At 60.6% G+C, this 24,562-nt stretch carries 23 protein-coding genes and 1 pseudogene; 7 read left to right on the forward strand and 17 right to left on the reverse strand.

The features are described from left to right. Positions 1-328: 328 nt before the first annotated feature. Both FJ527_RS25145 and FJ527_RS29730 read right to left on the reverse strand, forming a co-directional pair. A complete protein-coding gene (locus tag FJ527_RS25145) occupies positions 329-688 on the reverse strand; it encodes a hypothetical protein (protein ID WP_246677795.1) in 360 nt (119 codons plus the stop codon). Between the two features lie 754 nt (positions 689-1,442). Beyond that, a pseudogene (locus FJ527_RS29730) lies at positions 1,443-1,721 on the reverse strand (hypothetical protein). Positions 1,722-2,011: 290 nt separating this feature from the next. On the opposite strand from FJ527_RS29730, the gene FJ527_RS25160 reads away from it, so the two are divergent. Then, positions 2,012-2,986: a UDP-glucuronic acid decarboxylase family protein gene (locus FJ527_RS25160; protein WP_140620288.1), complete on the forward strand. Its 975-nt coding sequence runs from the start codon at positions 2,012-2,014 to the stop codon at positions 2,984-2,986. Beyond that, positions 2,983-3,966: a UDP-glucose 4-epimerase GalE gene (gene galE, locus FJ527_RS25165; RefSeq protein ID WP_140620290.1), complete on the forward strand. Its 984-nt coding sequence runs from the start codon at positions 2,983-2,985 to the stop codon at positions 3,964-3,966. Before FJ527_RS25160 ends, galE begins: the two co-directional genes overlap by 4 nt. 10 nt (positions 3,967-3,976) lie before the next feature. Here galE and FJ527_RS25170 read toward each other — a convergent pair whose 3' ends face one another. From FJ527_RS25170 to FJ527_RS25220, 11 genes are all read right to left on the reverse strand, one after another. Then, the gene (locus FJ527_RS25170) at positions 3,977-5,197 is read right to left on the reverse strand and encodes a glycosyltransferase family 4 protein (protein ID WP_140620292.1); all 1,221 of its coding nucleotides are present in this window, start codon (positions 5,195-5,197) and stop codon (positions 3,977-3,979) included. 16 nt (positions 5,198-5,213) lie between these two features. Next, positions 5,214-5,954: a class I SAM-dependent methyltransferase gene (locus FJ527_RS25175; RefSeq protein WP_140620294.1), complete on the reverse strand. Its 741-nt coding sequence runs from the start codon at positions 5,952-5,954 to the stop codon at positions 5,214-5,216. Then, the gene (locus FJ527_RS25180) at positions 5,872-7,251 is read right to left on the reverse strand and encodes a glycosyltransferase (protein WP_140620296.1); all 1,380 of its coding nucleotides are present in this window, start codon (positions 7,249-7,251) and stop codon (positions 5,872-5,874) included. The genes FJ527_RS25175 and FJ527_RS25180 overlap by 83 nt, the downstream gene beginning before the upstream one ends. Beyond that, positions 7,248-8,471, reverse strand: a complete 1,224-nt coding sequence (locus tag FJ527_RS25185) for a glycosyltransferase (RefSeq protein WP_140620298.1) — start codon at positions 8,469-8,471, stop codon at positions 7,248-7,250. Before FJ527_RS25185 ends, FJ527_RS25180 begins: the two co-directional genes overlap by 4 nt. Positions 8,472-8,475: 4 nt before the next feature. Then, complete coding sequence (locus FJ527_RS25190; RefSeq protein ID WP_246677796.1) at positions 8,476-10,194, reverse strand: ABC transporter ATP-binding protein; 1,719 nt, start codon at positions 10,192-10,194, stop codon at positions 8,476-8,478. 68 nt (positions 10,195-10,262) lie between these two features. Continuing rightward, positions 10,263-11,258, reverse strand: coding sequence for a glycosyltransferase family A protein (locus FJ527_RS25195; protein ID WP_140620300.1), 996 nt, complete (start codon positions 11,256-11,258; stop codon positions 10,263-10,265). Positions 11,259-12,219: 961 nt separating this feature from the next. Continuing rightward, positions 12,220-13,341 carry a pyrroloquinoline quinone biosynthesis protein PqqE gene (pqqE, locus tag FJ527_RS25200; protein ID WP_140620301.1) on the reverse strand — a complete coding sequence of 374 codons (1,122 nt, stop codon included), beginning with the start codon at positions 13,339-13,341 and terminating at the stop codon, positions 12,220-12,222. After that, positions 13,338-13,634 carry a pyrroloquinoline quinone biosynthesis peptide chaperone PqqD gene (gene pqqD, locus FJ527_RS25205; protein WP_140620303.1) on the reverse strand — a complete coding sequence of 99 codons (297 nt, stop codon included), beginning with the start codon at positions 13,632-13,634 and terminating at the stop codon, positions 13,338-13,340. Before pqqD ends, pqqE begins: the two co-directional genes overlap by 4 nt. Beyond that, complete coding sequence (pqqC, locus tag FJ527_RS25210; RefSeq protein ID WP_140620305.1) at positions 13,631-14,389, reverse strand: pyrroloquinoline-quinone synthase PqqC; 759 nt, start codon at positions 14,387-14,389, stop codon at positions 13,631-13,633. Before pqqC ends, pqqD begins: the two co-directional genes overlap by 4 nt. After that, on the reverse strand, positions 14,386-15,324 hold the full coding sequence (pqqB, locus tag FJ527_RS25215; RefSeq protein WP_140620307.1) for a pyrroloquinoline quinone biosynthesis protein PqqB: 939 nt from the start codon (positions 15,322-15,324) through the stop codon (positions 14,386-14,388). Before pqqB ends, pqqC begins: the two co-directional genes overlap by 4 nt. Before the next feature lie 116 nt (positions 15,325-15,440). Then, positions 15,441-15,536, reverse strand: a complete 96-nt coding sequence (locus FJ527_RS25220) for a pyrroloquinoline quinone precursor peptide PqqA (protein ID WP_140824291.1) — start codon at positions 15,534-15,536, stop codon at positions 15,441-15,443. Between the two features lie 739 nt (positions 15,537-16,275). On the opposite strand from FJ527_RS25220, the gene FJ527_RS25225 reads away from it, so the two are divergent. Genes FJ527_RS25225 through FJ527_RS25240 form a run of 4 tightly spaced genes read left to right on the forward strand, consistent with a single transcriptional unit; the run spans position 16,276 to position 19,971 of the window. Continuing rightward, the gene (locus FJ527_RS25225) at positions 16,276-17,496 is read left to right on the forward strand and encodes an ABC transporter substrate-binding protein (RefSeq protein WP_140620310.1); all 1,221 of its coding nucleotides are present in this window, start codon (positions 16,276-16,278) and stop codon (positions 17,494-17,496) included. Next, entirely contained in the window at positions 17,484-18,446 is a 963-nt protein-coding gene (locus FJ527_RS25230; RefSeq protein WP_140620312.1) for a PQQ-dependent catabolism-associated beta-propeller protein, read from the forward strand. The genes FJ527_RS25225 and FJ527_RS25230 overlap by 13 nt, the downstream gene beginning before the upstream one ends. Beyond that, on the forward strand, positions 18,443-19,168 hold the full coding sequence (locus tag FJ527_RS25235; RefSeq protein ID WP_140620314.1) for an ABC transporter ATP-binding protein: 726 nt from the start codon (positions 18,443-18,445) through the stop codon (positions 19,166-19,168). Before FJ527_RS25230 ends, FJ527_RS25235 begins: the two co-directional genes overlap by 4 nt. Further along, positions 19,165-19,971, forward strand: coding sequence for an ABC transporter permease (locus FJ527_RS25240; RefSeq protein WP_140620316.1), 807 nt, complete (start codon positions 19,165-19,167; stop codon positions 19,969-19,971). Before FJ527_RS25235 ends, FJ527_RS25240 begins: the two co-directional genes overlap by 4 nt. Here the strand turns inward: FJ527_RS25240 and FJ527_RS25245 are convergent, their stop codons facing one another. The 3 genes from FJ527_RS25245 to FJ527_RS25255 are packed head-to-tail and all read right to left on the reverse strand — an operon-like array spanning position 19,972 to position 21,540. Then, entirely contained in the window at positions 19,972-20,367 is a 396-nt protein-coding gene (locus FJ527_RS25245) for a c-type cytochrome (RefSeq protein ID WP_246677802.1), read from the reverse strand. It lies immediately after the preceding gene. Between the two features lies 1 nt (position 20,368). Beyond that, on the reverse strand, positions 20,369-21,247 hold the full coding sequence (locus FJ527_RS25250; protein ID WP_140718218.1) for a cytochrome c oxidase assembly protein: 879 nt from the start codon (positions 21,245-21,247) through the stop codon (positions 20,369-20,371). Then, positions 21,244-21,540, reverse strand: a complete 297-nt coding sequence (locus tag FJ527_RS25255; RefSeq protein WP_246677797.1) for a hypothetical protein — start codon at positions 21,538-21,540, stop codon at positions 21,244-21,246. Before FJ527_RS25255 ends, FJ527_RS25250 begins: the two co-directional genes overlap by 4 nt. A 413-nt stretch (positions 21,541-21,953) precedes the next feature. On the opposite strand from FJ527_RS25255, the gene FJ527_RS25260 reads away from it, so the two are divergent. Then, positions 21,954-22,799, forward strand: coding sequence for an SDR family NAD(P)-dependent oxidoreductase (locus FJ527_RS25260; protein WP_140616452.1), 846 nt, complete (start codon positions 21,954-21,956; stop codon positions 22,797-22,799). Positions 22,800-24,211: 1,412 nt separating this feature from the next. On the opposite strand, the gene FJ527_RS25270 is transcribed toward FJ527_RS25260, so the two are convergent. Next, the gene (locus FJ527_RS25270) at positions 24,212-24,532 is read right to left on the reverse strand and encodes a DUF982 domain-containing protein (RefSeq protein ID WP_140616453.1); all 321 of its coding nucleotides are present in this window, start codon (positions 24,530-24,532) and stop codon (positions 24,212-24,214) included. Between the last annotated feature and the right edge of the window lie 30 nt (positions 24,533-24,562).

Genomic DNA, 24,562 nt, shown 5'->3' on the forward strand with positions numbered 1-24,562 from the left:
CGTAATCAGGTCCTCGGCCTGCTCTCGGCTGATACGTACTTGCACGCGAAATAATCGCCCTCGTAGCCTTCACCGCTGGAGACCTGCCGACGGTCTGCGGCGCCTCGCTTCGAATTTGTTGTCTGCTATTATCGTCTCCCCTGTTCCAGCAGTTGCGTCGTCACGACCTTCCACCTGTAACGCTCTGGGACGGCTTGCGATCCTGAGCCGGGCAAGAAATTCGGCGTTTCACCTTATCGCGTCCTGACCTTGACGTTGCCGATATAAAGTCTGGATATGGATGTCACGGCTACGCAACCCCTTGGGCGGCAGCTCGGTGAATCGCTGATTATTTGAAGTGTCCGGAACTGCGGAGCTTAGCCAGCAGGATCATTGCGGTTCCGCGGTACTCAGCGCGCACATGCTCCCTCAGCGGAGAAGATTCCCAAGCAGCCAGTTCGGCGACGAAATGAGAAGCGTCACCATTTACTAACGCGCATCTGAGGCGGCCACCCTTCTCGAGCACGACTATCGCCGCATCCGCTTCACCGTACCCTATTGCGGCCATCCGCTGAATGTTGGCGTCCCCATCGATGCGGACGTCGAACAAGACAGATCCCGCCGTTTTATCCGCAGCATCGGCCACCCTGTCGGAAAACGGTCGCTGTAAGCCATCGCTATCGGCGATCGATTGCTCAAACAGGACCATTTCAACGTGTCCAGCCACCATGCTGGCGACTAGTGCGCGGTCCGCTAAAATTGGCAATGGCCACGGCTGAACATCCGCATACCGCAGTCATCTTTCACACAAGAATCACAGTATGGCCACGAGACGCGCGACAGCGTGCATCCTCCCCTATCGAATAGACGACGTGAACCTGGGATCAGGCTGAGGGGGATGCGTCCGGTCTGAGATCGTGGCGAGCACGAACAACGCGACAGCGAAAGCGAGAGGCGTCAGCAGAAGAGCGGCGCAATGGGGTTGATCTTCCACATGCGATGACAATCTGCGCTGCGATTTAAACAAACCCGAACAACCATTGTTAACGCGGCCGAATCGAGCCGCGTAAGGATCAACTATGATTTCATGCTGTTACGGCGACCCCCGGCGCGGCGGTAGCGCGCCGCAGTGATTCGCAGCTCATCGATCCAGCCATTCAACAGGGCTGTGGTGTTGCGAACCGCTGCCTATCCCAGACGCTAGGTTTTTTGCCCTCCTTCGTCATCGCCTTGCTCGTCACCATCCGGCGGCCTTCGCCTCGGCCTCGCTACAAAACCAGCGCTATTGCCTAGCCAGAGCGCCAGCCCGTGACAGGTGCGCGCAGCCGTACCCAGCGGCCAGCGCTGCTCATACTTCTGCATTGCTTCATTAGGCCAAGCCTTCCAGCCCGTGTAGGCAGGACGCCACTCGACTGCCGCGGTGGATCGATTTCAATCCAGTCCAGGAGGACACACCTGGGGATTTAAGACGCTGTTCCATGGCAGAACCAGATTATTGCCCTCGATGATTCCCTTTCAAGAGAAAAGTCGACGATATTGTCGTCATCGTCGCCGGGCAGATCCGCGAACGCAGCCTCCAGTTTTAAGGCGATCCCAGATCACAGGACTGTCGATTTTCTTTGGCTTTGGTATCCCCCGTCCAAGACCATCTGGTCGAATTCTGTTACGCCTACGCCGACGTAGCGGGCAGCTTCATCCCGCGACATGCCACGTGGAGGGTAGGAGAGTGTGTCGCTCTTCATCACCTTGATCCGCTAATCAGCTGTCCGAACGCGTGGCACTTTCTGTGAACGCGTTCGAAATAGCAGGCGCCCCATCAAGGGGAAAGCCTGATGTCCAGCTTTGACTGCAGAAGGGCTGCCCTGGCGTGCAAATAGGACGCTCCTGCCGCCTGTGAGCGATAATCGCAGCCCCTGGTCCATCGAGAACAATGTCTTGCCCGTAACGTAAATTGAAAGCAGGCCGGTGGCATATGGCCCTGCGTCAGGTTATTATATTAGTCGTGTCTAAGATTAAGCCGGAGACCCTGAAAATGCAGCAGGCGAAACAAATCTTGGTGACAGGCGGCGCAGGTTTCCTGGGATCATTTTTGTGCGAGCGGCTCCTTGCTGAGGGTCATCAGGTAGTTTGCGCAGATAACTTCTTCACAGGAAGCCGCAGAAACGTCTCTCATCTCCTCGAAGACCGATCGTTCGAGATTATTCGTCATGACGTGACATTTCCACTCTACGTAGAGGTTGACGAAATATACAATCTCGCCTGTCCGGCGAGCCCCGTCCACTATCAGTCCGACCCCGTCCAGACGACCAAGACCAGCGTCCATGGCGCGATCAATATGCTCGGCCTGGCCAAGCGGGTTCGCGCAAAGATTCTGCAGGCATCCACCTCCGAAGTCTACGGCGACCCCGAAGTTCATCCGCAGATAGAAGACTATTGGGGCAGAGTGAACCCGATTGGCCCTCGTTCCTGTTATGACGAAGGCAAGCGATGTGCCGAGACCCTGTTTTTTGACTATTTGCGACAGCACAAGCTGAGGATCAAGGTAGCCCGTATTTTCAATACCTACGGTCCAAGGATGCGTCCCGACGACGGTCGTGTCGTTTCCAATTTCATCGTGCAGGCGCTGCAAAACAAACCGATAACGGTCTACGGCACTGGCCAGCAGACGCGTTCATTCTGCTATGTCGAGGACCTCATCGACGGTCTGGTACGTCTTATGCAGACGGCCGACGATATCACCGGTCCTGTCAATCTCGGCAACCCGGCGGAATTCACGATGCTCGAGCTCGCGAATCTGGTGATCGAACTTATCGGAAGCCGATCGAAGATCAGGTTCTCGCCTCTACCCGTGGACGATCCAAAGCAGCGGCAGCCCGACATCCGATATGCTTCCCGCGAACTCAAATGGAAGCCAAGAACTGCATTGCGTGCTGGCCTTGCAAAGACCATTGCGTATTTCGAGGACGTGGTTTCATCTGGGCACATTCGGCCCGCCGCAGCCGAATGAAGACGGTCCTGGTCACTGGCGGAGCCGGCTATATCGGGTCGCACTGCTGCAAGGCGTTTGCGGAATCGGGATGGGCGGTTGTTGCCTTTGACAACCTTTCGCGCGGCTGGCGCGACGCGGTGAAATGGGGACCGTTGATCGAAGGCGATATTTCCGACGCGGCGGCTGTGGGGGCCGCCCTGGACCAGTATCGGCCGGACGCCGTGGCGCATTTCGCTGCCTACGCTTACGTTGGCGAGTCAGTCGAGCGGCCGGAGCTTTACTACCGAAACAACAGTTTCGGCACGTTGGTCCTGCTCGAGGAAATGCTGAAGGCCGGCCTGGACAAGCTGATCTTTTCGAGCACCTGCGCAACTTACGGGATTCCGACGCGGTCTCCGATAGACGAAACGCATCGGCAGTCGCCCATCAATCCCTACGGCTGGTCCAAATTCATCATAGAGAGAATGGTCGAGGATATCTCGCTTGCTCGTGGCCTCAATGCGGTCGTGCTTCGGTATTTCAATGCGGCCGGATGCGACCCCGACGGCGAAATCGGCGAAAAGCATGAACCGGAAACACATGTCATTCCGCTCGCCATAGAGGCGACAGTGAGGCCAGGCCGCACCTTCGTCATCAACGGAGCCGATTTCGATACCCGCGACGGAACCGCCGTGCGGGACTACGTCCACGTTGTCGATCTCGCGCGCGCCCACGTCCTGGCAGGGGAGAAGCTTCTCCGGAACAAGGGCGTCCACGTCTACAACCTCGGAACCGGAGCCGGTACAACGGTGGCCGAACTGGTCGACGCCGTCAGACGGACTTCGGGAATACCGCTTCCGGTGGCTTACGGGCCGCGCAGGCCAGGCGACCCGCCAGCGCTTGTTGCCGCGGCCGGCAAGGCCGAGCGGGAACTCGGTTGGGTGCCCGAACAATCGGGCATCGACAGGATCGTCGAAACAGCACTGGCTTGGTATCGCAGCCGATTGGAAAAAATATAGCGGATGTGGGCTACCGCGCGGTCAGCAAGCGATCAAGTGCGCCAGCAACCGCGCCGAGCGAAAAATTTCCCTCTATCCGCTTTCGCGCCGCCTGTCCGAGGCGCTCTCGCATAATCGGATCGTCGTTAAGTTTCTTCAGCGCCTGTGCAATGGCCGCCGGCTCGTCCCTTGGTACAATGAGGCCGCCGGATGCCTCGCCGTTTGCCAAGATGTCGGGTAGGCCCTGTGCGTCGGTGGCAACGATCGGAAGGCCGCAGGCCATCGCCTCCAACGGCGCAACGGGCATACCTTCGGTGCGGGACGCTGTGACATAGGCATCCGCCGCCGAAAGCCAACGCCGTATCAAAGCCCGGTCCGTGGTGTAGTCGCAAAGCCATCTCGCATTGGGTAGAGCGGCCTCGCTCAACAGCCTGGCAAAAACGTCTCGGTCCTGCCCCGAGCCGATGATAACCAGTTCGGACGAAGCATCGCCCGAAAAGAGGGACCATGCGTTCAGGAGCACATCGAGCCCCTTCCGGCGAACGTCGATGCGTCCGTGGTTGAGAACGATGAAATTCCCGCTCGCCAAACCGAGATCTTGCCGCGCCTGCCGACGCTCGATTGCTATCCACTCTCCGCAATCGATGGGGTTGGGGATATTTGCGATGTTGAGCGCCATGTGCGGGTAAGCTTTGGCGAGGCGTTCACGCTCCGCTGCCGATGCGACGATCAGGCCGCTGCAGGCACGGAGAGAAGCCTGCCTGGCGATCGCCTCTATCCACGAGAGCGTCCGGTCGCCGCCCTGGAACGTTGCATAGAGCGGAATCCGCATCCGGACTGCCAGCCAGGCAAGCGCATCGAACCGCGTATATTCATATTCCTGAACGAGAATTGCATCACATTGCGATCGGGCGAGCACCTTCCGGAACGCCGGGAGCGGCGTCGCGGACCAGCGCCGCAGACTGTGAGCCGCTGCGGAGTGACCTTGGCGCGCACGCGCGCCGGGAACGATCCAGATCGGCGCGCCCGTGCCGGCATGGTAGTGGCATTCTATCTGCGAAGCATTTTCGGAAGCGCACACGATGACCGGCCTATGCCCGGCCAATTGCAGAGCGGAGGCGTAACCGAAAAGCCAGCCGCCAGTCATCTGTTCGACGAAATCCTTAAGCCGCAATCCTATCGGATCGAGGAATTCCTCCACGACGTCGCCCCATGGGAAGAGGGCGATGACGAGGGAAGAGCGGCGGCCCATCAAATGCCCCAAAAATTCATTTGCGCCAGGAAAAAGCCGTCTCCGTGCCGCGTGTCGAGCGTTGGTGCAGCACGTATCCGACAGCCGTTATCGGCGCCGCTAGAGCGTAAAGTATCTTGCGGCGACGGCGTCCGAAACGAGAAAATGCGATGTCGTGAAACAGTGCCGTCACGGGGTTGATAAATGTGGCGCGGCGTTCCGGCACACGGTCGAAGAGCGCTGCGAGTTCGGGATCCCGGTAGCCGCGCCGAACGTGACCCCATTCCTGCATCAGTTCGCTTTCATGCGGGCAATAGGGCTTCATGAAGCGGAAATAAGGGTAATGCCACTCCGCATGTGGCGTCGAGACAAGAACATACCCGCCTGGGCGCACGACCCTCAAGGCCTCTTGTGCGGCACTACGGTCATCCTCGATGTGTTCAAGCACGTCGAAGAGCGTCGCCACGTCGAAACTGTCATTCGCGAAGGGGAGGTCACAGGCATCGCCGCAGACGAAGGTCGACCTCGCCCAATCTGGCTGGTAGTTGCCCAACTCGGGATCGAGATCGAGGTTAACGACTTCAGCGTTCGGATAGAGGATACTTGCCATCCCGCTGCGCCCGCCTCCAATTTCCAGTATCCGGCCGGGCCCGTCGATTGCCGCGGGCGCGACGCGGTGAATTGCGCGCATCTTCTCACGGTAGAAAAGCCCGTCCGTCAGAGCGTTTGGAAACGGATTTCGAGACAGGAATCGTCCGAGCGGCGCCTTGCGGATCATCGATTTTCTTCCTCAACCAATTTGATGTTCGCCGTTTTCGCCAGCCGAAACGGACGAGGAATTGAAGACCAGCCAGCCAGCCTTCGACTTCCGCCGCGAGGATACTGTTCCTGCCGGGGGGGCCTTCGAAAAGCGCCTTGACGAATGTTCTCAAGAAATATGCGGGCAACTGCTTCCAGATGCGATCGATGTTTCCGCGATCGCCAAAATTGTCATATTGCGTCACAAGAGCTGCGACGTGGCCCTTCATGTAGGCTCTTATTTGCCGCCTGAGGCCCGGCCAGTCGCGGCGATGATGATGGAAGACAACGGCGCGAGGTTCATACAGGCAAGTCCCTCCTGTGGCCAGCAGCCGGTACCATAGCTCCGAATCTTCGGAACATCCGGCAGCACCGGCGCCGAGGCGCTCGTCGAACGAGCCTACCCGATCGAAGGCCGATCGCCGGAAGGCCATGTTGGCTCCAGCGCCGATTTTCCAGACATGCGCTCCGCTTGGCCGAGTCTCTTCGAAGAAGCGGTGGTCGAAGAGAAGCGGCACGAAGGTGGTCCCAAAACCGCCCATGTCGAACTGGAAACGGCGTTGGGCGATCGTATCGAGCCGCGCTGGCAGCACCAGGCCCGTCAGTGCCTCGACGTCCCTTTCTTCAAAGGCGCGTGCGATTTCGGCAGTCCAGCCAGCATGAACCTCGACGTCGTCGTCCGTGAACGCAATGATGTCTTGACGGCTTTCCCGGATGCCGGCGGATCGGGCAACACTCAATCCGGGCCGCGGCTCATGAACGTAACGGACCTCAGGAAAGCCGACACATACCAGCCGAGCGTTGCCGTCGCGGGAGTTATCAACGACGATGACTTCGCCCGGGGCGCTGCGTTGCCTTGCAACGCTTTGAAGGCACTCCGCCAGGGCGGGGCCGCGGTCGCGCGTGCAAATTACGACTGAGATGTGCCGGGCCGACGCGGAAGACGCAGTTGCAAGTTCATCAAGGCGGCCGACAAGGTCCTTGGCCTCGAGCGCCGCCGTCAAACAGAGAGCGGACTTTGGCGATCCTTCATAGGTCGCCCGCAAGGGGGCGCCCAGCGGGGTGCTGCGGGCGGCCAATTGTGCTGCCGAAAATTCCGCCGCGAACTGCCGCAGACGTGCCTCGCTGTAGGGCAATTCGTCAGGCAAGGACGCTCGCATTCCCAGCGGCAAGTCCTTCCACCAGAAGACCGATAGGGAAGGGGTATCTCCCGCATCGGCGTCCGCACAGACGGAACCGAGATCGATTTGCCTGACACGGAAGGCGTCGCCATTCACCGGTTCTGCTCCCGGATTCTCTGCACGCGGATACGTGAGCGATCATATTCGCCTGCCAGGCCGTAGATTCCACCCCACAGCTCTGCAATGCCGAAACGAAAATCACGACCTTGAAGCTTGCGCCCGGCCCGCGCCAGCGCCTTCAGCCGATCGAAAAACCACCAGCAAACCATGCCACGGTGACGTGCCTTGAGCTCTCCGTCAGTCCGACGGCTTTTGACAAGAAAGGCCATCATACCAAGTCCCCATGTCCAATATTGCCGTCTCAATTGCTCGATAGTCTCGCGATGCTCGTGGTAAACGGCATACTCCGGTTCATAGATCATGGCCCTGCCCGAACGCAGCACGCGATAGAAAATGTCGAGATCGCCACCGCCAGGCAGCGGTGCTCCGGTATCGAGGGCTTCGTCGAAACCGCCCAGCGATACGAGCAGCGTGCGGTCGAAAGCCATGTTGCAGCCGGCGCCGAGAATACCAGACCCTACCGGGTGCAGCGCATTGTCGAAACGGGTGTTGTGGAATTCATTGCGCCTGAAGCCGCGGCCAAATCCGCCCCTTCGTTCGAAAAAGATCTGCGCCTCGGTGTCCAGGCGAAGTGGCAGCACCAAACCCGTAAAGCCGCCGGCACCGGGATTGTCCCGGCAGGCTTTGGCAAGCCCGTCAAGCCAGTTGCGGTCGACGATCACGTCATCGTCAAGATAGGCAATCAGGCCACCGGTGCCCGAGTGAAGAGCCGCGTTTCGTGCAAAATCAAGCCCGGGCCTCGGTTCGAATACATAGAGCACGTCCTTGAAGCGCCCGACTGCTTCGCGCGTGGACGAATCCACAGACGCATTGTCCACCACGACGACTTGGACGCTCGGAAAAGCGGTTCTGTGTCGGATGCTTTCGAGCGAACCCAGCAACCTCGAAAGACGTTCGGCGCGGTCTTTCGTACATATCGCGATGGAGAGGCTCGGCAGGGGCAATTGCCCAACCGGTCTTCGGCGCAGCAATTCCTGATCCATCTTCGCGACCAGGATGCGATCGGCGAAACGTTCATCGGCAATGGATTTCAGTCGCTCCGCCGACAGCATCGCTGCGGAGGCGAGCGCGATCATCTCAAAGCCGACAAGCCGGCCCTGCCAGCGGGCAATGAGACCAACGCCGTCGTGCTCTGGCGCAAGCTCAATCGGGGCCAGCGGACTTGACAGTTCGATTTCGACAATCTTGTAGCCCATCGCCTTAGTTCGCACCCATGGCAACACGACCGTTTTGAAACTCGTGAAGTTTTGAAAAATGGCCCGCTCGCTTCAGAAGTTGATCCGGCGAACCAATCTCGACCACCCGTCCCTTGGACATCACGATGATCTGGTCAGCGGCCTGGACGGTGGACAGGCGATGCGCAATGACAACCACGGTGCGATCGTGCGAGTATTGCTCGAGGGCGATCTGGAACGCCTGTTCCGTCTCGCCGTCGAGCGCATTGGTGGCTTCGTCCAAAAGGAGAATGTCGGGATTGCGAAGTATGGTCCGGGCCAGCGCGATCCGCTGCCTCTGGCCCCCCGACACGCGCATTCCCTGGTCGCCGATCTGCGTCTCGTAGCCCTCCGGAAGCGAGCGGATGAAATCGTCAGCCTTCGCAATGCGGGACGCTTGGCGCAGTTCGTGCTCACCGGCGTCGAAATCGCCGTAAGCGATGTTGGCCGCGATGGTGTCGTTGAACAGGTACACCTCCTGGGACATCAGCGACAGCCGCTTGCGCCAACTGCGCAACTCGAAACCTAAGAGCGGGATACCGTCGGCAAGGACTTCCCCCGACGTCGGGTCCATGAAGCGAAAGAGCAGGGCCATGACGGTCGACTTGCCGGCACCCGACTCGCCAACGATTGCCGTGGTCTTGCCGGCGGGGATACTGAAAGACACATCCTGCAGCGCCATAGGCTGATCGGGCGCATACCGAAAGCTGACATCGCGAAATTCGACGGCCGTCTTGAGTGCAGGCGCCGGCAGATAGCCTTGGCTGAGAAACGGCGTTTGCGTTGTGCGCAGGAACTCGTCCACATCGTCAATCGCGCCCGCAAGCCCGTCCAGCGCAATCTTCGACTGCAGCAATTCCCGTGTGGGCCCCTGGAGACGATAAAGCAGCGACAGGAAAGCGGCGAGAGCCGCGATTCCTATGCTTGCGGATTCGGCAATGAGAACCAGTGCACCGATCAGGATCGTGATCGAGATCTCCGAGACAGGCCCGGGGGTCGCCCAAAGCATGTCGAGCCTCAACAGACGACGCCTTACCCTGTCCGATGTATGAACGAACCGGTCATGCTCGTAGGATTCCTGTGCGAAGGCACGGATCAATTGCAATGAATTGATGCTTTCCCACATCCTGAGGCCGAACTGCTTGTTTTCCTCGACGACGGCCTTGCCGGTCTCGTCAGCGCGCCGCGTGGCCAGACGAATGGCCATTGCTCCGAAAAGCAGGAAAATCATCGAAAAAAAGGTCAATCGGACTGAGATCAATAGCATCAAGAGAACGAAGACGCCGAAGGTACAAAGGCAGACCATCAACCGGTAGGCCAGGCTCAGGCCTTGGCTAACCTTCCAGGTATTGTTGGCAATCGTCGTGATGATGTCCGTTCGTCTGTTCTCGACACGGTAGTCGATGCACGAACTTATCGTCTGATCGAAAACCCTGGATCGCAACCGGTGCGCGACGAGGCCGTCGATGTATCTGGTTACCCAGGTGTTGGCGAGATGGACCGCATTTTTTAGGACGATGCTGACGCAAAGCGCTCCGACCAGGAAGGCGGTTAGGTAATGATGCGGGATGGGCGACAGGAGCCTGTCAAAGACGGGCTGCCATCTGCCGGGCTGTGGCGGCGAGGCTCCCAGGCTCTGCAGCAGCGGAATGAACAGAACGAGACCCGTACCTTCCAGAACCGCTGCGACCAGTCCAAGCCCCACCACGGTCGGCCCAGCCCAGGCTGGCGCCGCCGCCAGGCGAAAGAGCCGCCGCAATCGCACGACCATTCTCACCAGATGCTCTCTGCGTAGTGGGGTTGGAACTCGGCGTTCTTGTTTCGCATCCCTTTCACTCGGATTTTGACCCACCGAGGGACCAGTCTGGCACGGCAATAAATGTCCATCATTCTTGGCAGGCGAGAAATCGCCGTCCCTGGCTCCATAAGGAAGAGTTTCTTCATCAGGCCATACGCTGCCGAAAGCCGCCCGGAGATCAAGGCTCTTACGGCGAGCCAATGCAGCATGTCGATCAGATGATCGTCGAGATCGTCCCCGAACTGCGGGTACTTCTGGCGAAACTCGGCAAGGACAATTTCACAAGAACGAAGCATCTGCATGACATCGCTCGACATGTTGGCGTTCGTCATCCGGTAACCCACCAGGTACTGAGGGACGACGCGAAACTCGTACCTTTCGGCTATTCTGAGGCACATCAGCAGATCCTCGCAGCCTTGTGCGTTCCTGGCCCTCAAGGAAGGGTCGAAGCCTCCCGCTCGCTCGAACGCGGCGCGTCGGACCAGCATTGAACTTCCGTTGCCAACAAAATTCGTCCTGCACATGCGTTGGAGCACGCGACCCTCGGCATCGGGCCGGTTATGCAATGAGAATACCCGGCCGTCGCCGTCTATATCGGCGAACCAGCAATATGCCAGGCCTGCCGAAGAGCCGCCTTGCTGTAAGGTGCACATCTGAAGCGCGATTTTGGATGGGGCCCAAAGATCGTCGGCGTCCACAAACGCCAGGAACTCCGCATCGGTGGAAGCAACTCCACGATTGCGCGCATTCGCAACGCCGCCGTTCGACTGCGTTATCAGGCGGATACGGCTATCCTGTTCAGCATAGGAGGCCACAATCGAGGCAGAAAGGTCCGTCGACCCGTCGTCGACGACGACAATGTCCAGCGCCTGGTATTGTTGCCCGCAGATGCTGTTCAGGGTCGCGCGAATCGTTCGTTCCGCATTGAACATCGGCACCACGACGCCCACCGTGGCATTGTCTTTGATCATGGGCCTCTGTTGTCTCCGCAAACAGTTGGCTAGCAGGCATTGTAACCGGGCGCCCGGCGAGCCTCTCCGCGACACGCACCCCCTAGGCTCGATGGCTCTGCCGACTACGCCGTCGTGCGGGAACCTGGAAGTGTGAGTCACGGCGGCATGCTGCACTGCAACACAAAATTACACCGCAATGCGCAATATTGCTAATTTAATCATCTCTAAAGTCCGGTTTGCAGGATCAGTTTTTCTTACGGCCCGAAACAGCGCTTGAACCGCCAGCGCGCGCCGTTACCGCGAACGCCGCCGTCCGGCGCGGCGTCCCGCCCACCGCTAAGCTGAGATTGGCTGTTCAAGAGGCGGGCGTCTTACTACGCAGCCTTTAACTGACCGGGATCCTGATGAGGTACTGGCGCGTCTTCACGAGCCAACCTCAGCGACCGACATAAAGCTCCGACCTGCCTTGCGACGCCAATGCGCGACGGAGAAGAGATCGGCAGGGCTGCAATGAGAGACAGGACTCACCCGCAGCCGCACTCAAGCCGCGACGGTTAGCCGAGAGAGGAGGAGAGGGCGCTACTGGTTGTCTGCCTATCCTGCGGGCGAAGGCGATCGCCATAGCATCGTGGCTGTGTGGACTGGCGTCATTCGAATAGACGAGTAGGGTTCGCCATGGCACCGCATCAAGCAAACCCGCCGCGTGGCCATCGTTTCTGCGCGAGAAACGCGTGCTCCAGGGGGCAGCGAGGTGCGGGGCCTGCACCTAGGAGAGAGAAGGCTCGAGCCGGCCAAGCTGTCCGCGTGGCTAGAAGCGCGGAGACATCTGAGAGCGCTGCGTTCGCCCGAACGAGCCGAACCATCGGATGGCGACCATCCACCCCCGGATGACGGTGATCCTGGCGTCGCCCTGCGTGACCCTATGCAGGACCGGCGTTGGTTCACATCGAGTTCCTGAGATCGTTCCGCGGACCTATGTTCACGCAATGTCATTCACGATTCCTATCCGGCGATAGATGAAAGCTTCGTCCCCTGCGGCATTGGCGACGTTGCGCCGGGTTTCATCGACCAGCGCTGCCATGCGCGCGTGTGCCTCCGACTTGATGCAGACCGGATCTGTCGCAGCGGCATCGCCGACAATCGCCAACGCCTGACATCTGCAGCCGCCCCAATCGATCTCACGCCGCTCGCAGCTTCGGCATGGCTCCTGCATCCATTCGGTGCCGCGAAAGGCATTGAATGCGGGTGAAGCGGCCCAGATGTCGGCCAGCGGTTTCGCTCCAAAACGTTCGAAGCGAAGCGAAGGAATCGTCTGCGCGGCGTGGCACGGCAATACAGTACCGTCCGGGGTAACCACTAACGCGTCGCGCGCCCAACCGCCCATGCATGGCTTGGGATATGTGGCGAAATAATCCGGCGTGACAAAATCGATGTTCATAATGCCGGCGAGCCTTTCGCGCGCGGCTGCGACGATGTCCGCCTGCCGGTCTATCGCGCCACATTCGGGCATCAGCATATCGCGATTGGCCAGCGCCCAGCCGGCATACTGCACGTTGGCGATCTCGAGCCGGTCGGCGCCCAAGGAAAGAGCCAGATCGATGAATTCGGGTACCTCCTCGATGTTGTGACGATGGATCGGTGCGTTGATGGTGAGTGGCAGCCCGGCCGCGCGGGCGCGGTGTGCCGTCTTCAGCTTCTTTTCGTGGCTGCCGCTGTGGTTGGCGACACGGTCGGTGGTCGGCTGACGGGCACCCTGAAAGCTCAGTTGCAGGTGGTCGAGACCGGCTTCGGCAAAGGCTTCAATACGGCCTTCGGCAATGCCAACACCAGCGGTGATGAGGTTGGTGTAGATACCGCGCGACGAAAGCGCGGCGATCAGTTGCTCAAGGTCGCGGCGAAGCGTCGGCTCGCCGCCGGACAGGTGCACCTGGAGAACGCCCAGATCGGCGGCCTGCGAGAACAGATCGAGCCAGGTCCGCGTGTCGAGCTCCCGATTGGCCTTCAGCAATTCGAGCGGATTGGAGCAGTAAGGGCATTGCAGCGGACAGCGATGCGTCAGTTCCGCCAACATGCCGATCGGAGGCAGGAGAGGCTCGCTCATAGTTTCACCAGAAGCTTGTCCGACCATTCCTGCAGGAAGGCGATGACGTCGGCCGCTACCGCATCCTGACCGGCGTCATAGTCGGCCGCAAGGTCGGCGATGATGTGGCCGACCGTGGATCTCCCGTCGCAGCGGCGCAAGATGTCGAGGCTGACCTCGTCCGGCCAGAAGACTTTCTCCGGCGAAAGCACGGCGAAGGCCCGCCGCACAGGGTCGTACTGGATGCGAACATGCTTCGGCAGTGACGGCGCCGATCGCAACGACACGATGGTTCTTTCGCGCAGTCCCGTCATGAGGCCGCCTCCGGGCGGAAGGCGCCGGGCGGTATGTTTCCAGGCGCGCCATAGGCATGCTGAAGTGCGTCGAGCATCGCCCACAATATGTCGCATTTGAACACCAGCGCATCGATCGCCTGCTGCTGACGTTCGGCCGTGTCGGCATGTTCTAGCACGTAGGCGAGCGCGAAGTCCGCGTCGCGTGATGCCTGTTCGGGCCGCCAGCTGAAATAGGCCAGCGTGTCTTGCGTAATGTAGTCGTATCTGGCCAGCATCGCCGGCACTCGTTCGCCGATGATGCGGGGCGAGAACATCTCCGTGAGTGACGATGCGACCGCCTCGAGCAGCGTACGGTTGGTGCAGAAGGAAAGGTAGGCGCCCACCGCGAAACGGGTCGCCGGCAGCGCCAGACGCTCGCTCCTGACCGCTTCGGCGTCGAGCCCCAGTGCGGTGGCCAGATGCAGCCAGCGCGCGATGCCGCCGCTCCAGCCGTCGTCGCCGTCATGATCCTCGATGCGTTTGCGCCACGCGGCGCGAAACGCCGGATCTTCGGCACGCGCCAGGATCATGGCGTCCTTGCGCGGAATGACGGCCTGGTAGCAATAACGGTTGAGCGCCCAGGCCTGCATTTCGGCTTTCGACAGAGCGCCACTGGTCATACTGTGATGGAAAGGATGTCGGTTGTGATAACGTTCTTCACCGACCTGCCGCAGCACGGCTTCGAACTCGCTCCTGGACAGGCCATCTTTCGCAGCCTCGTGGAACTCGCTCAAAATTCCATCTCCATCCCATCGCTGGCGACTTCCCAACCAGCCACTCTGACCGCCGCGTGTTCGGCGGAATTCTCGTCGAGAACAGGATTGGTGTTGTTGATATGGATGAAGATACGACGGCCGATTTTCACATCGGCTAAGCCGGCAATCGAGCCCTCCTCTCCAGACATTGCGATGTGCCCCATGCGCGCGCCGGTTTTCTGGCCGACGCGGGCAATAATCATCTCGTCGTCCGTGTAGACGGTGCCGTCGAACAGAAGGCAGGCGGCATCAGCAACACGAGTGCGCAGGGCGGCATCGATGCGCGCGCAGCCCGGAATGTAGAAGATGGCGCCGCACCTGCCGGTCGCAGTGATGCGGACTCCGATTGTGTCACCCCGGTCGGAACTGAAATCGGCGCTGGGACCGGCCTTTTGCTCGAGGTAGAGCGCGATCTTCCCAGGTACGGGAAAGCTGTCGACCACAACGCCAGTTTCGCGGCCATACGCGTCGCGGATCGCCAGTTCGCCCGTTGGCCCCAGCAGGCGCCGAGATACGATCGACGGATCGAGAACGTTGAAAATCGAATTCGCCTCCAGCGTCTCCAGCACCTGTGCTGTTCCATAGATTGCGAAAGGCTGTCGTTCACGCAGGCTGAGCAGGCCGGCGACATGGTCCACGTCGGCGTTGGTCAGCACCACGGCGCGGATAGGCGTCGAGCGCGGCGGCGCATCGGCTGGCGGCTGCAGTTCAGGCGTTTGCGCAATCTGTTGGCGAATGTCGGGCGACGCATTGAAGAGAACCCAGCCTGCCCCGTCACCCGACACGGCAATGGATGATTGGGTTCGTGGACGAACGCCGGGCATCCCGCTGCGAGCCGCGCGGCTCAAACGATAATTACAATTCCACTGCGGAAAGCCGCCTCCCGCCCCCGATCCGATGATCTTCACGAGCATACCATCGCTCCGAAGCCCTATGGAACTAGCAGGACGTTCTCAAAAGCAACCGCGTCCAATTTTCCTACGGACAAGGCATTGCATGCCGCCGTTGAAGGGCACATGCAATTTGCAGCCTACTTCTTGGGCGGATTTTCTGCGGGCAGGTATCGCGAAATCTCTAAACCGGCGGCGACCTGACACATGGTCGGTTTCTTCCAGGTCTTCTTCATCGCGTTCTCCTCTTGCGCCGGCCGAACGGGCCGGTCACGCTATCGATGCCATTACCTGACAATGGGCACTCTTGGAGGCTACAACGTGTTGCAGCTTCAGTTGTTCCTTCATCACCAGCCCGGTTTTCGAATGAACCAGCCTTAACTTTCCTCGAACAGGCGTGAAATGTCGAGCGCAACCGGTAATCCGATTGGAAAATATGAATGCGGTCACGCCTCGTGCGTTTCATAGTGATGCATGCCAAAGGCCCGAGCTAGTCGGGCGGCTGGCTTCGGTCCCTGCCAAAGAATCGCGCAATGCGCGTGTCAAAGCTTCACGCCGGGTGGCCAGATTTCAAGCGCGCCGTAATCGCGCGTTGCCACCGTGTCGTAGTGAACGGTCAAAAGCACCGTCGACCGACCGGTGCCGAGAAGGAGCATCGCCACGCTTCATGATCGTTCCTGATAGAATTGAAACGCTTGCAAAGCTAGACCAGCTGGGCGCAGGCCCGCCGGTAGCCGCAAGCGAGAAGCGGTGAGAGCAGGCGTGCCGCTCAGGGGACCGGCTGCGACTTGGGAAAGAGCGCGGCCAAGGAACAATCGGAATTTCCAGCAGTTGGGGTCGGGTCGGTCCTCCCTCTACCGGTCCAAGGCATGGAGAGCCCGCCCCAAATGCGGAAATGGGGCGGGCTCACTTTGTTGGAATCCAGGAACATTCCTTTGTCCAAAATATTAGGGTCGCTTCCATCCTGGAGCGCACATGCCGATTATTGACGTCCCACTTGGCTTGCCCGCCTTGGGCCGAATGAGGCTGGCGCTGACATTTCTCGTGCTGCTCGCTTTGGTCGCGCCCGGGCTTGGCGAGCCCCAGACGATGGTGATCGGCTATCTCGGCGAACAGCGCAAACCGCCTCTGCCGCTCGGGCCACTGGACGAGGTCGTCACCGACGACGGCCTGCAAGGTGCCCGGCTCGGCATCGCCGACAATGCCAGCACCGGCCGCTTTCTCGGTCAGCAATTCCGGTTGCAGGAAATCACCCTCAAGCCCGGCGAGATGCCAGCCGAAGCGGTCAAGGAATTCGCGGCCGCCGGCATCAGCTTCCTCATCGCCGATCTCGATGCCGCCCGTTTGCTGCAGGCGAGCGACGCTCCAGGCGCCGAGAGGATGACGCTGTTCAACAGTCGCGCTCCTGACGAGCGGCTCCGCCAGGAGGATTGCCGCAAGAACGTGCTGCACACCGTTCCGAGCCGCGCGATGCTCGCTGACGGGCTGGCGCAATATCTCGTCTGGAAGCGCTGGCAGCACTGGTTCCTGCTGGTCGGGGCGCATCCCGAAGACCAGGCGATGGCGGTTGCCTTTCGACGCGCGGCGACGCGTTTCGGAGCAGAGATCACCATCGACCAGCCCTGGACGTTCAGGCCCGCCAACGGGCGCGCCGATACCGGACATGTCACGCTGCAGACCGAGATTCCCGCTGCCACGCAGGTCAGCGACTATGATGTGCTCGTCGTTGCCGACGAGGCGGACGAGTTTGGCGCCTATCTCGAAGGCCGAACCGCATTTCCGCGGCCGGTCGCAGGGACGCAGGGTCTGGTCGCGACCGGCTGGAGCGCGGTCAACGAAGAGTGGGGTGCCACGCAACTCCAGGATCGCTTCCACAAGCAGGCCGGGCGCTGGATGCTGCCCAGCGACTACGCCGCCTGGCTCGCCGTGCGAAGCATCGGCGAGGCGGCAACGCGCCTGCACAGCCTCGATCCGATTGCGATCGGAAAGTATCTCCGCAGCAACGATTTCCTGCTCGCCGGATTCAAAGGACAGGGGCTGAGTTTCCGTCCCTGGAACGGCCAAATGCGCCAGCCTATCCTGATCGCGGGCCCTCGGCTGCTCGTCTCCAACTCGCCACAGCCGGGTTTCCTGCACCAGCGAACGCCACTCGATACTCTGGGGATCGATCTGGAGGAGAGTACATGCAAGTTCTGATCGATGTTATCCTTGCAATGTTGATTCTCGTTCCTCCCGCCTCGGCTGAGACGATCTACGTCTCCAATGAACAGGACAACACCGTCGCGGTCGTCGACGGGGCGGCCATGACCCTGCAGACAACCATCGATGTCGGGCGGCGTCCGCGCGGGATGGCGCTTTCGATCGACAAGAAGACGCTGTTCGTTGCCGAAGGCGACGACAACCGCATCGATGTGATCGATCTCGCCAAACGGCAGGTGGTTGGTCGGTTGCCTTCGGGCGCCGATCCGGAATTCTTCGTTGTCCATCCGGACGGCAAGCGGCTCTTCGTGGCCAATGAAAATGACAATCTGGTTTCGGTCGTCGATATTGCGGCAGGTAAGGTCACAGGCACCATCGACGTCGGCGTGGAACCAGAAGGCATGGCAGTCAGCGCCGATGGCCGCACGGTCGCCTGCACTTCGGAGACGACGAGCATGGTTCATCTCATCGATGCCGGCACACTTGAGCTCATCGACAATCTGCTGGTCGACACGCGGCCGCGCGCGGCGGCGTTTTCGCGGGACGACAAGCAATTGTGGGTGTCGTCCGAAATCCGGGGCACCGTCGCCGTCTTCGATACCGCTACACGCGCTGAAACTGGCAAGATCGAATTCGAGGTGCCGGGTATCCGGCGCGAGGGGGTGCAAGCGGTTGGCATTGAGATGTCGCGCGACGGCGCGACCGCCTATGTGGCGCTCGGCCCGGCCAACAGGGTTGCAGAGGTCGACACCAAGACGCTGGCGGTGCGGCGCCTCTATCTCGTCGGCCAGCGTCCGTGGCATGTAGCGCTATCGAACGACCAGAAGCGTCTGATCAGCGCCAACGGCAACTCGGGCGACATCTCCTTCATCGACCTTCACGATCAGGAGGTGGTGAAATCACTGCCGGTGGGGCGCGGTCCGTGGGGCGTCGTGATTGGCCCATGAACGCCCTGTCAGTCGAGGATCTAGGTCACAGTTTCGGAAGCCGGCGGGTTCTCCAGGGCGTCTCGTTCGCGGTGGCTGAAGGCAGGATGTGTATCCTGCTTGGACGCAACGGCGCCGGCAAGACGACCTTGTTCTCGCTGATCACCGGTCTCTACCACGCGCGCGTAGGATCAGTGCAGGTCTTCGGCCAAGCCATGAATGCCAATCCTTCCGCCGCGCTCGCGCAAATGGGCGTCGTCTTTCAATTGCCGACTCTCGACCTCGATCTGACGGCCGGCGAGAACCTGCGATACCATGCGGCCCTGCATGGGCTTCCCACGGAGCTGAGCAAGGAGCGCTCCAGGGAGGAACTCAGCCGCCTGGAGGTGCTGGACAGGATCGACGATCCCGCCCGCGCGCTGTCCGGCGGCCAGCGCCGGCGCGTGGAGATCGCACGGGCGCTGATGCATGGTCCGCGCCTGCTGCTGCTCGACGAGCCTACCACCGGGCTCGACGTGCCAGGACGGCGCGCGCTTGAACAGCATATGAGAAAGCTTTGCCGAGAGCGTGGCATTGCCGTTCTGTGGGCAACGCATTTCCTCGAAGAGGTGGCGGCCGACGATGATGTCGTGGTGCTGGATCAGGGCAGGGTATGCTGGGCCGGCGGCGCGGATCGCATCGCGCCCGAGCTTGATGTCGAAACCATCGCGGGGGCATTCGCCGTGCTGACGGGCTCGCCATGAAAGTCCACCACGCATTGCGCGCGCTCGACGGCATCTTGCGGCGGGAGATGTTGCGAACGCTTCGGCAGCGCGGCCGGCTGCTCTCGGCGATCATACGGCCTTTGGTCTGGCTCGCCATCTTCGCCGCCGGCTTCCGTTCGGTGCTTGGCCTGTCAATCACGCCGCCCTATCAGACCTACGTTCTCTACGAGGTCTATGTCGTCCCCGGGCTGGCGGCCATGATGCTGCTCTTCCATGCCATGGCAAGCTCGCTGGCGATGGTCTACGACCGTGAGATGGGCAGCATGCGCCTGTTGCTGACGGCGCCGCTTCCACGCTGGTATCTGCTTGCCGCGCGGCTGCTGGCGAGCGTCATCGTCGGTCTGCCGCTGGTCTATCTGTTCTTGCTGATCGCGCGTTATTGGGACGTGCGCCCGCCGTTTCTAGGCTACCTCGCCGTGTTTCCGGCGCTGGTCCTGTCAGGCCTGATGCTGGGCGCGTTCGGGTTGCTGGTATCGTCCGTTTCGACGCAGATGGAGAACTTCGCCGGCGTGATGAACTTCGTCATCTTCCCGACGTTCTTCGCCTCGACGGCGCTTTATCCGATATGGCGGCTTGCCGAGGCGGGGCCGGTGCTGGCTACGATCGCCGCATGGAACCCGTTCAGTTCGGCGGTCGAACTGATACGCTTCACGCTCTATCTGCGCTTTGATCCCGTTTCCGCCCTTGTCGTTCTCGCCTGCCTCGTCGTGTTTTTCCTGGCGGCAGTGGTCGGCTACGACCCCGGCCGCGGCCTGTGGTCCCGGGGCGGCGGCGAGGGCTGATCATTTCAGGGCGTAGAGGTAGGCAGCGATATCACGCGCCTGCTGCTCTGTGATCCCCGTCGATGGCATTGCCGTGTGCGGATTGATCTCCCTGGCCGCTCGTATCCAGCGGATCAGGTTCTCCGGATTGTTCGCCAGCATGCCGGCGATAAAGACCCGGTCGGCAAGGCTGGAATCGAGGCGCGGACCAACCTGGCCTTGTGCCCCCGGCACGCCGGGGATCGTATGGCATCCGGAGCAGCCGTTCGCGATCATGATCGGAATGGCGCGCGCTTCCAAGCCGCCGGTCGCCATGTCCGATTCGTGGCGAACACGATCGCGCCGGTCGGACCACAAGGTCGCTGCGGCGACTGCCGCGGTCAGCAGCAGGATCGCGGCGAGCGCGCCGCCCACCATCCTAGCCAGGCCGGAGCGCATGGCTTGCCTCCCTGATTCCGCTCTTGCTTATCCAAAGGCCGGCAAGCAGCAAGGCGGCTCCGCCATAGATCAGGCCAGCCGGAACCCACATCACCAGTCCGGCGAGCTGCTGGTCCTCGATCGGGGTTAGACCCCAGAGCGCCGCGCCGGCGGCATTCTGCGGGTACCAGAGTCTGGGCGACAACAGCAGCAGCACGCCGAGCAGACCAGTGTGCAGTGACGTGAAGAAGAGATGCATGACCGCGCTGCCATAGGCCTGCTGGCGGCCGGAACGCGGCAGAATCCCCCACCAGAACAGCAGGGCTGTGCCGAGGAAGCTCGCATGCTGGGCGTAGTGCAGCACGCCCTGCTGAAGCGCTGCCTCGAACAGGACGGGAACGTGCCAGATCCAGATCGCGATGCCGTGGATGGCGGTTGCGTTGAGGGGGCGGCTGGCAACGGTCCAGATCGCACGAAGAGTCCTGCCGTGCGTGAGCCTTCCCGTCCCTCGGCGAAGTCCGGTCGGCAATGCCCATATCAGGGCTGCGCCGGGGCAGGCGGCGACAAGGAGTGGCGCCGCTACCGCCATCAGCAGTTCATGCTCGATCATGTGGGCGGCAAACACCCGTTCGCCAAGCGCATGGATCGGGCTGACCAGCGCTCCGGTCAGCACGCCCCAGCCGGCGGTGAACAACAGAACTTGCCGCGTCCGCTCGGAGCGGCCCCGGCTGCTGCGGCGCCATAGCCGGCTCGCTCCGAGCGCATAGATGAGCGCGATTGCGGCCAAAGGGAGCGTGATGGGAAACGCAAGCGTCCATCCCGCTTCGGGCGCGCCGGCGCCATAGCAGATCGAGGTTGAGAAGAAGGCCTCGAAGCTCATCGCAGGCACTCGTCGAGAATGAGTGCGGCGCTGCCCTGCATGACGATGACGAGGGCAAAAAGCAAAGCCGCAAGAATGCCGAGATCGGCGACGAATTGCTCGGTGCCGCGCGTGCGCTCCGGCTTGAAAGCCGCGCCCCCTTGCCGCCGTGCCCGCCAAGAAAGCATGCCGCCGAGAAGCGAAAGCAAGGCGAGCAGCAATGCGATCGGAAGGACGACCGGCACCTGGCGATTGCACTGCCACGGAACAAGCGCGTAATTCAGCTGCGTCGAGATCGCCCAAGCATGGCTCAAAGCCAGGCCCCGACACGTTTCGACGGTAGGAATTCAGTGCTGTCTTCAATGCTCGGATGAAATCAGCATAGAAAGCGGCGTTTCATCAAGGGGCAAGATCGGCGCGCCTATTGCTATGCATCTTGAAGCGGCTGGTCGGCACGTTGGCGATCGACGACATAGCCAAGTCCTCTGATACATAGCATGTGATGGCGCTGCCCCGGGACTGGATGAGACGGCTGTTCCGACCGGCTTCCAGATCGTGGGAAGAACGTCCGACGAACTGACGGTGTTCCGGCCCGGATGGGCCACTGGCAGTGTTGGCGAGAAGGATGTCTGTGTCGAAAATTCGGATTCGCAAGGGCCAGAGTATTGGAAAGCTTCTATACTGGCAGACCGCGGCAGAGTGATTTCTCATCAGGAGAGTGGGCGAGATGCGGTTTCAAGACAAGGTCGTAGTCGTCACTGGGGGCAATTCCGGAATCGGACGTGGAATAGCGCGGTATTTTGCAAAGGAAGGCGCCAGGCTTGCTCTTGTCGGTCGCGACGATACCAAGGGCTCCGAAGTTGAACTAGAGATCGCGTCTGCCGGCGGAAGAGCTACTTTCTTTCAATGTGATCTGGCAAGCGAGGCGGCAGCAGCGGAATTGGTGGACAAGGTTGCGCAATGGGGCCGCGTGGACGTGGTCGTCAACAATGCCGGGGTCGGCTCGCGCCGGTCAGGCATCGAGGCTAATGAATCACCGGGCCAGCGCTGGTCAAAGTTGCGCGGCCCCAATCTCGATTCGACCTACTTCGTCTCCTCCTACGCGCTTCCGGTGATGCGCGACTGCGGCGGTGGGTCGATCGTAAACATCTCGTCGACTGCCACACTGCACGGAAACTGGGGATTGTACGGCGTTGCGAAGGCGGGAGTGGAGGCGCTCACACGCTCGCTGGCGATAGAAGGTGCGCCATTCGGAATCCGGGCCAATTGTGTCAGCCCCGGCTGGATTGCCACAGAGCTCGATGAAAAGGAACCTGCGTCGAGCATGAATTCCTCGGGCGAATGGGAAGTCCCGCCGGGGGTCTTCAACCGCATGGGAACTCCAAGCGAGATTGCTGCAGCGGTGGCCTTCCTTGCTAGTGAGGAAGCATCGTTCATCACCGGTCAGACGCTTGTGGTCGATGGCGGATTGTCGATACTCGATTACACGTCCTTGTCGCTGCTCAAGACGCGCGGCCCTGCGCTTTTTTCGGGAACGTTGGCAGATGCTCCCAGCGACCGGGAACCGAAGTGACACAAACAAAAGTGCTCATCCAGTTCCGATGCGAAAGATCGAATTGGTTGTGCCTGTGCCCCGCTACTGGCGGGGTTTTTCACGAAAAACCCGATGGGGCCGTGCACCTCAAGGGCGGGCTTACGATCGGGACCTGAGACGCGCGAATGCCATTATGGCCAGCGCCAATGATAGCCGCATCTACAGGTCGGATACATGGCCGCACGAATCAGAAAAGGCAAAGCTCAAAAGAAGCCCTTGCCAACGGAGAGCCGCATGGCTCGAAACGTTCCCTCATGTTCGAAGACATTGGCTAAAGAACGTCAACTGGAGGGTTCGCAGGCACCCTCCGGAAGGCTACGCAAAAGCGCCAAGCTCATCTTGGCGCTTTCACCTATACGGAATGGAAAAGCTCTGGACTCTCAGGATTATCTTGACCCTCAAGACATCGCGTTTTATCGCAGGCAATCGAAGTTGCTGCGACGCGATCGGCGTCCCGCGCGATGATCCTGAACCGGAAGCCGTGGCGCTCAGGGCGCTCAATTTCTTCAAGATGGAGTGCGCTGCCCCACCGAGCTGGCCACTCGCGCAGGCGCGAAGCCCGAAAGTTGCCGGAACCACCATCGGAAGCGCATCTGGTTGACACATCCGGTTTTGCAAAGCAACTTCGCCGCCGAGGTAAAGCGAGGAGCACACGCCAGAACTGAAGATGCGTGAGCGCCTCGACAGCATCGCAGCCCTGTTGGTCATCGTATCCGGCCCGAGCACGGTGTGATCTGCGCGATGAAGGATAGACTTTCAGCCTGTTCTGACCAAGCGTGAACGTTTGTCCACTGTTACGGCCGGAACCTCTTCGTCGATCACGGTCACCGGACCGACCGGCTCACTGAAAAGATATAATCGTGACCACCCGCCCGCTGCCTCCTTGGTGGCGGGCTTTTTTATTGACACTCGTTCCTCGACTCGAGCTGCTTAGTAGGGCAAGTCGGCGTACTGGTATATGGATACTCGCCCGCTCCGGTCATCTGTCACTTCAAGGAAATAATCCCCCCATCTGTGAAGCGTCAGCGGGCGCCCTGTAGCCTGCTCGGCGGCTCTGAAAGAGGTGCTGGCCTCTACGTGATACTCGGCAAGCATTCGCCCCGAAGATTTCTCGGACCTGATACGCCACGGCCGCCCAACATTCGATTCATCCATTAGGACAGTCTAACGTTTCTGTCGGTCGCCCGGCTTGTACTTTGGTACGGCTGGGTTCTTCCAACGACACTCCTGACATCGTCCGCTGACTCACGCGGCCGGCTTTTTTCCATGCGCTGGAAGTTTGGGCCAACGCAGCGCACTCCAACGTTCGCGCTGGTCAAGGGCACACTTGGTCGGCCCGCGCTTTTCTGCCGAGGGGCGCGGGCTTCAAGTTTGCAGGACGCGCTTGTTGGTTAAATCGAGCGCGGCATGCGATCCTGGACATAGATGGAGCGTGCCAGCACGTCTAGGCGCTTCAGGGCCTCACTCGGTTGATCTGAAACAACCATGTCCTGATCTCTTGCGGCTTTGACAAAGGCTGCGAAAGCGATGGATTGCCGGCAGGTTCCTGCCTGAGCCTCCTCCAGCAAACGCAGTGCCTGTCGATAGGAATGCAAGTGCTTGTTCTTCCATGCGGCCGCATCCATTGCCGCTCTGGCTTCGGCCACCGACGAGATGGCCGTCACCGCTTGGAGGTTCGTAAATTTCATCTTCACAGGCAGGAAAGCGCTCAAGGTCAGACCCTCCTTGACGGTGATAGGCCT

Origin of the sequence: Mesorhizobium sp. B2-4-18 (genome assembly GCF_006441385.1) — a bacterium.
In the GTDB taxonomy this organism is placed as follows: Bacteria; Pseudomonadota; Alphaproteobacteria; order Rhizobiales; family Rhizobiaceae; genus Mesorhizobium; species Mesorhizobium australicum.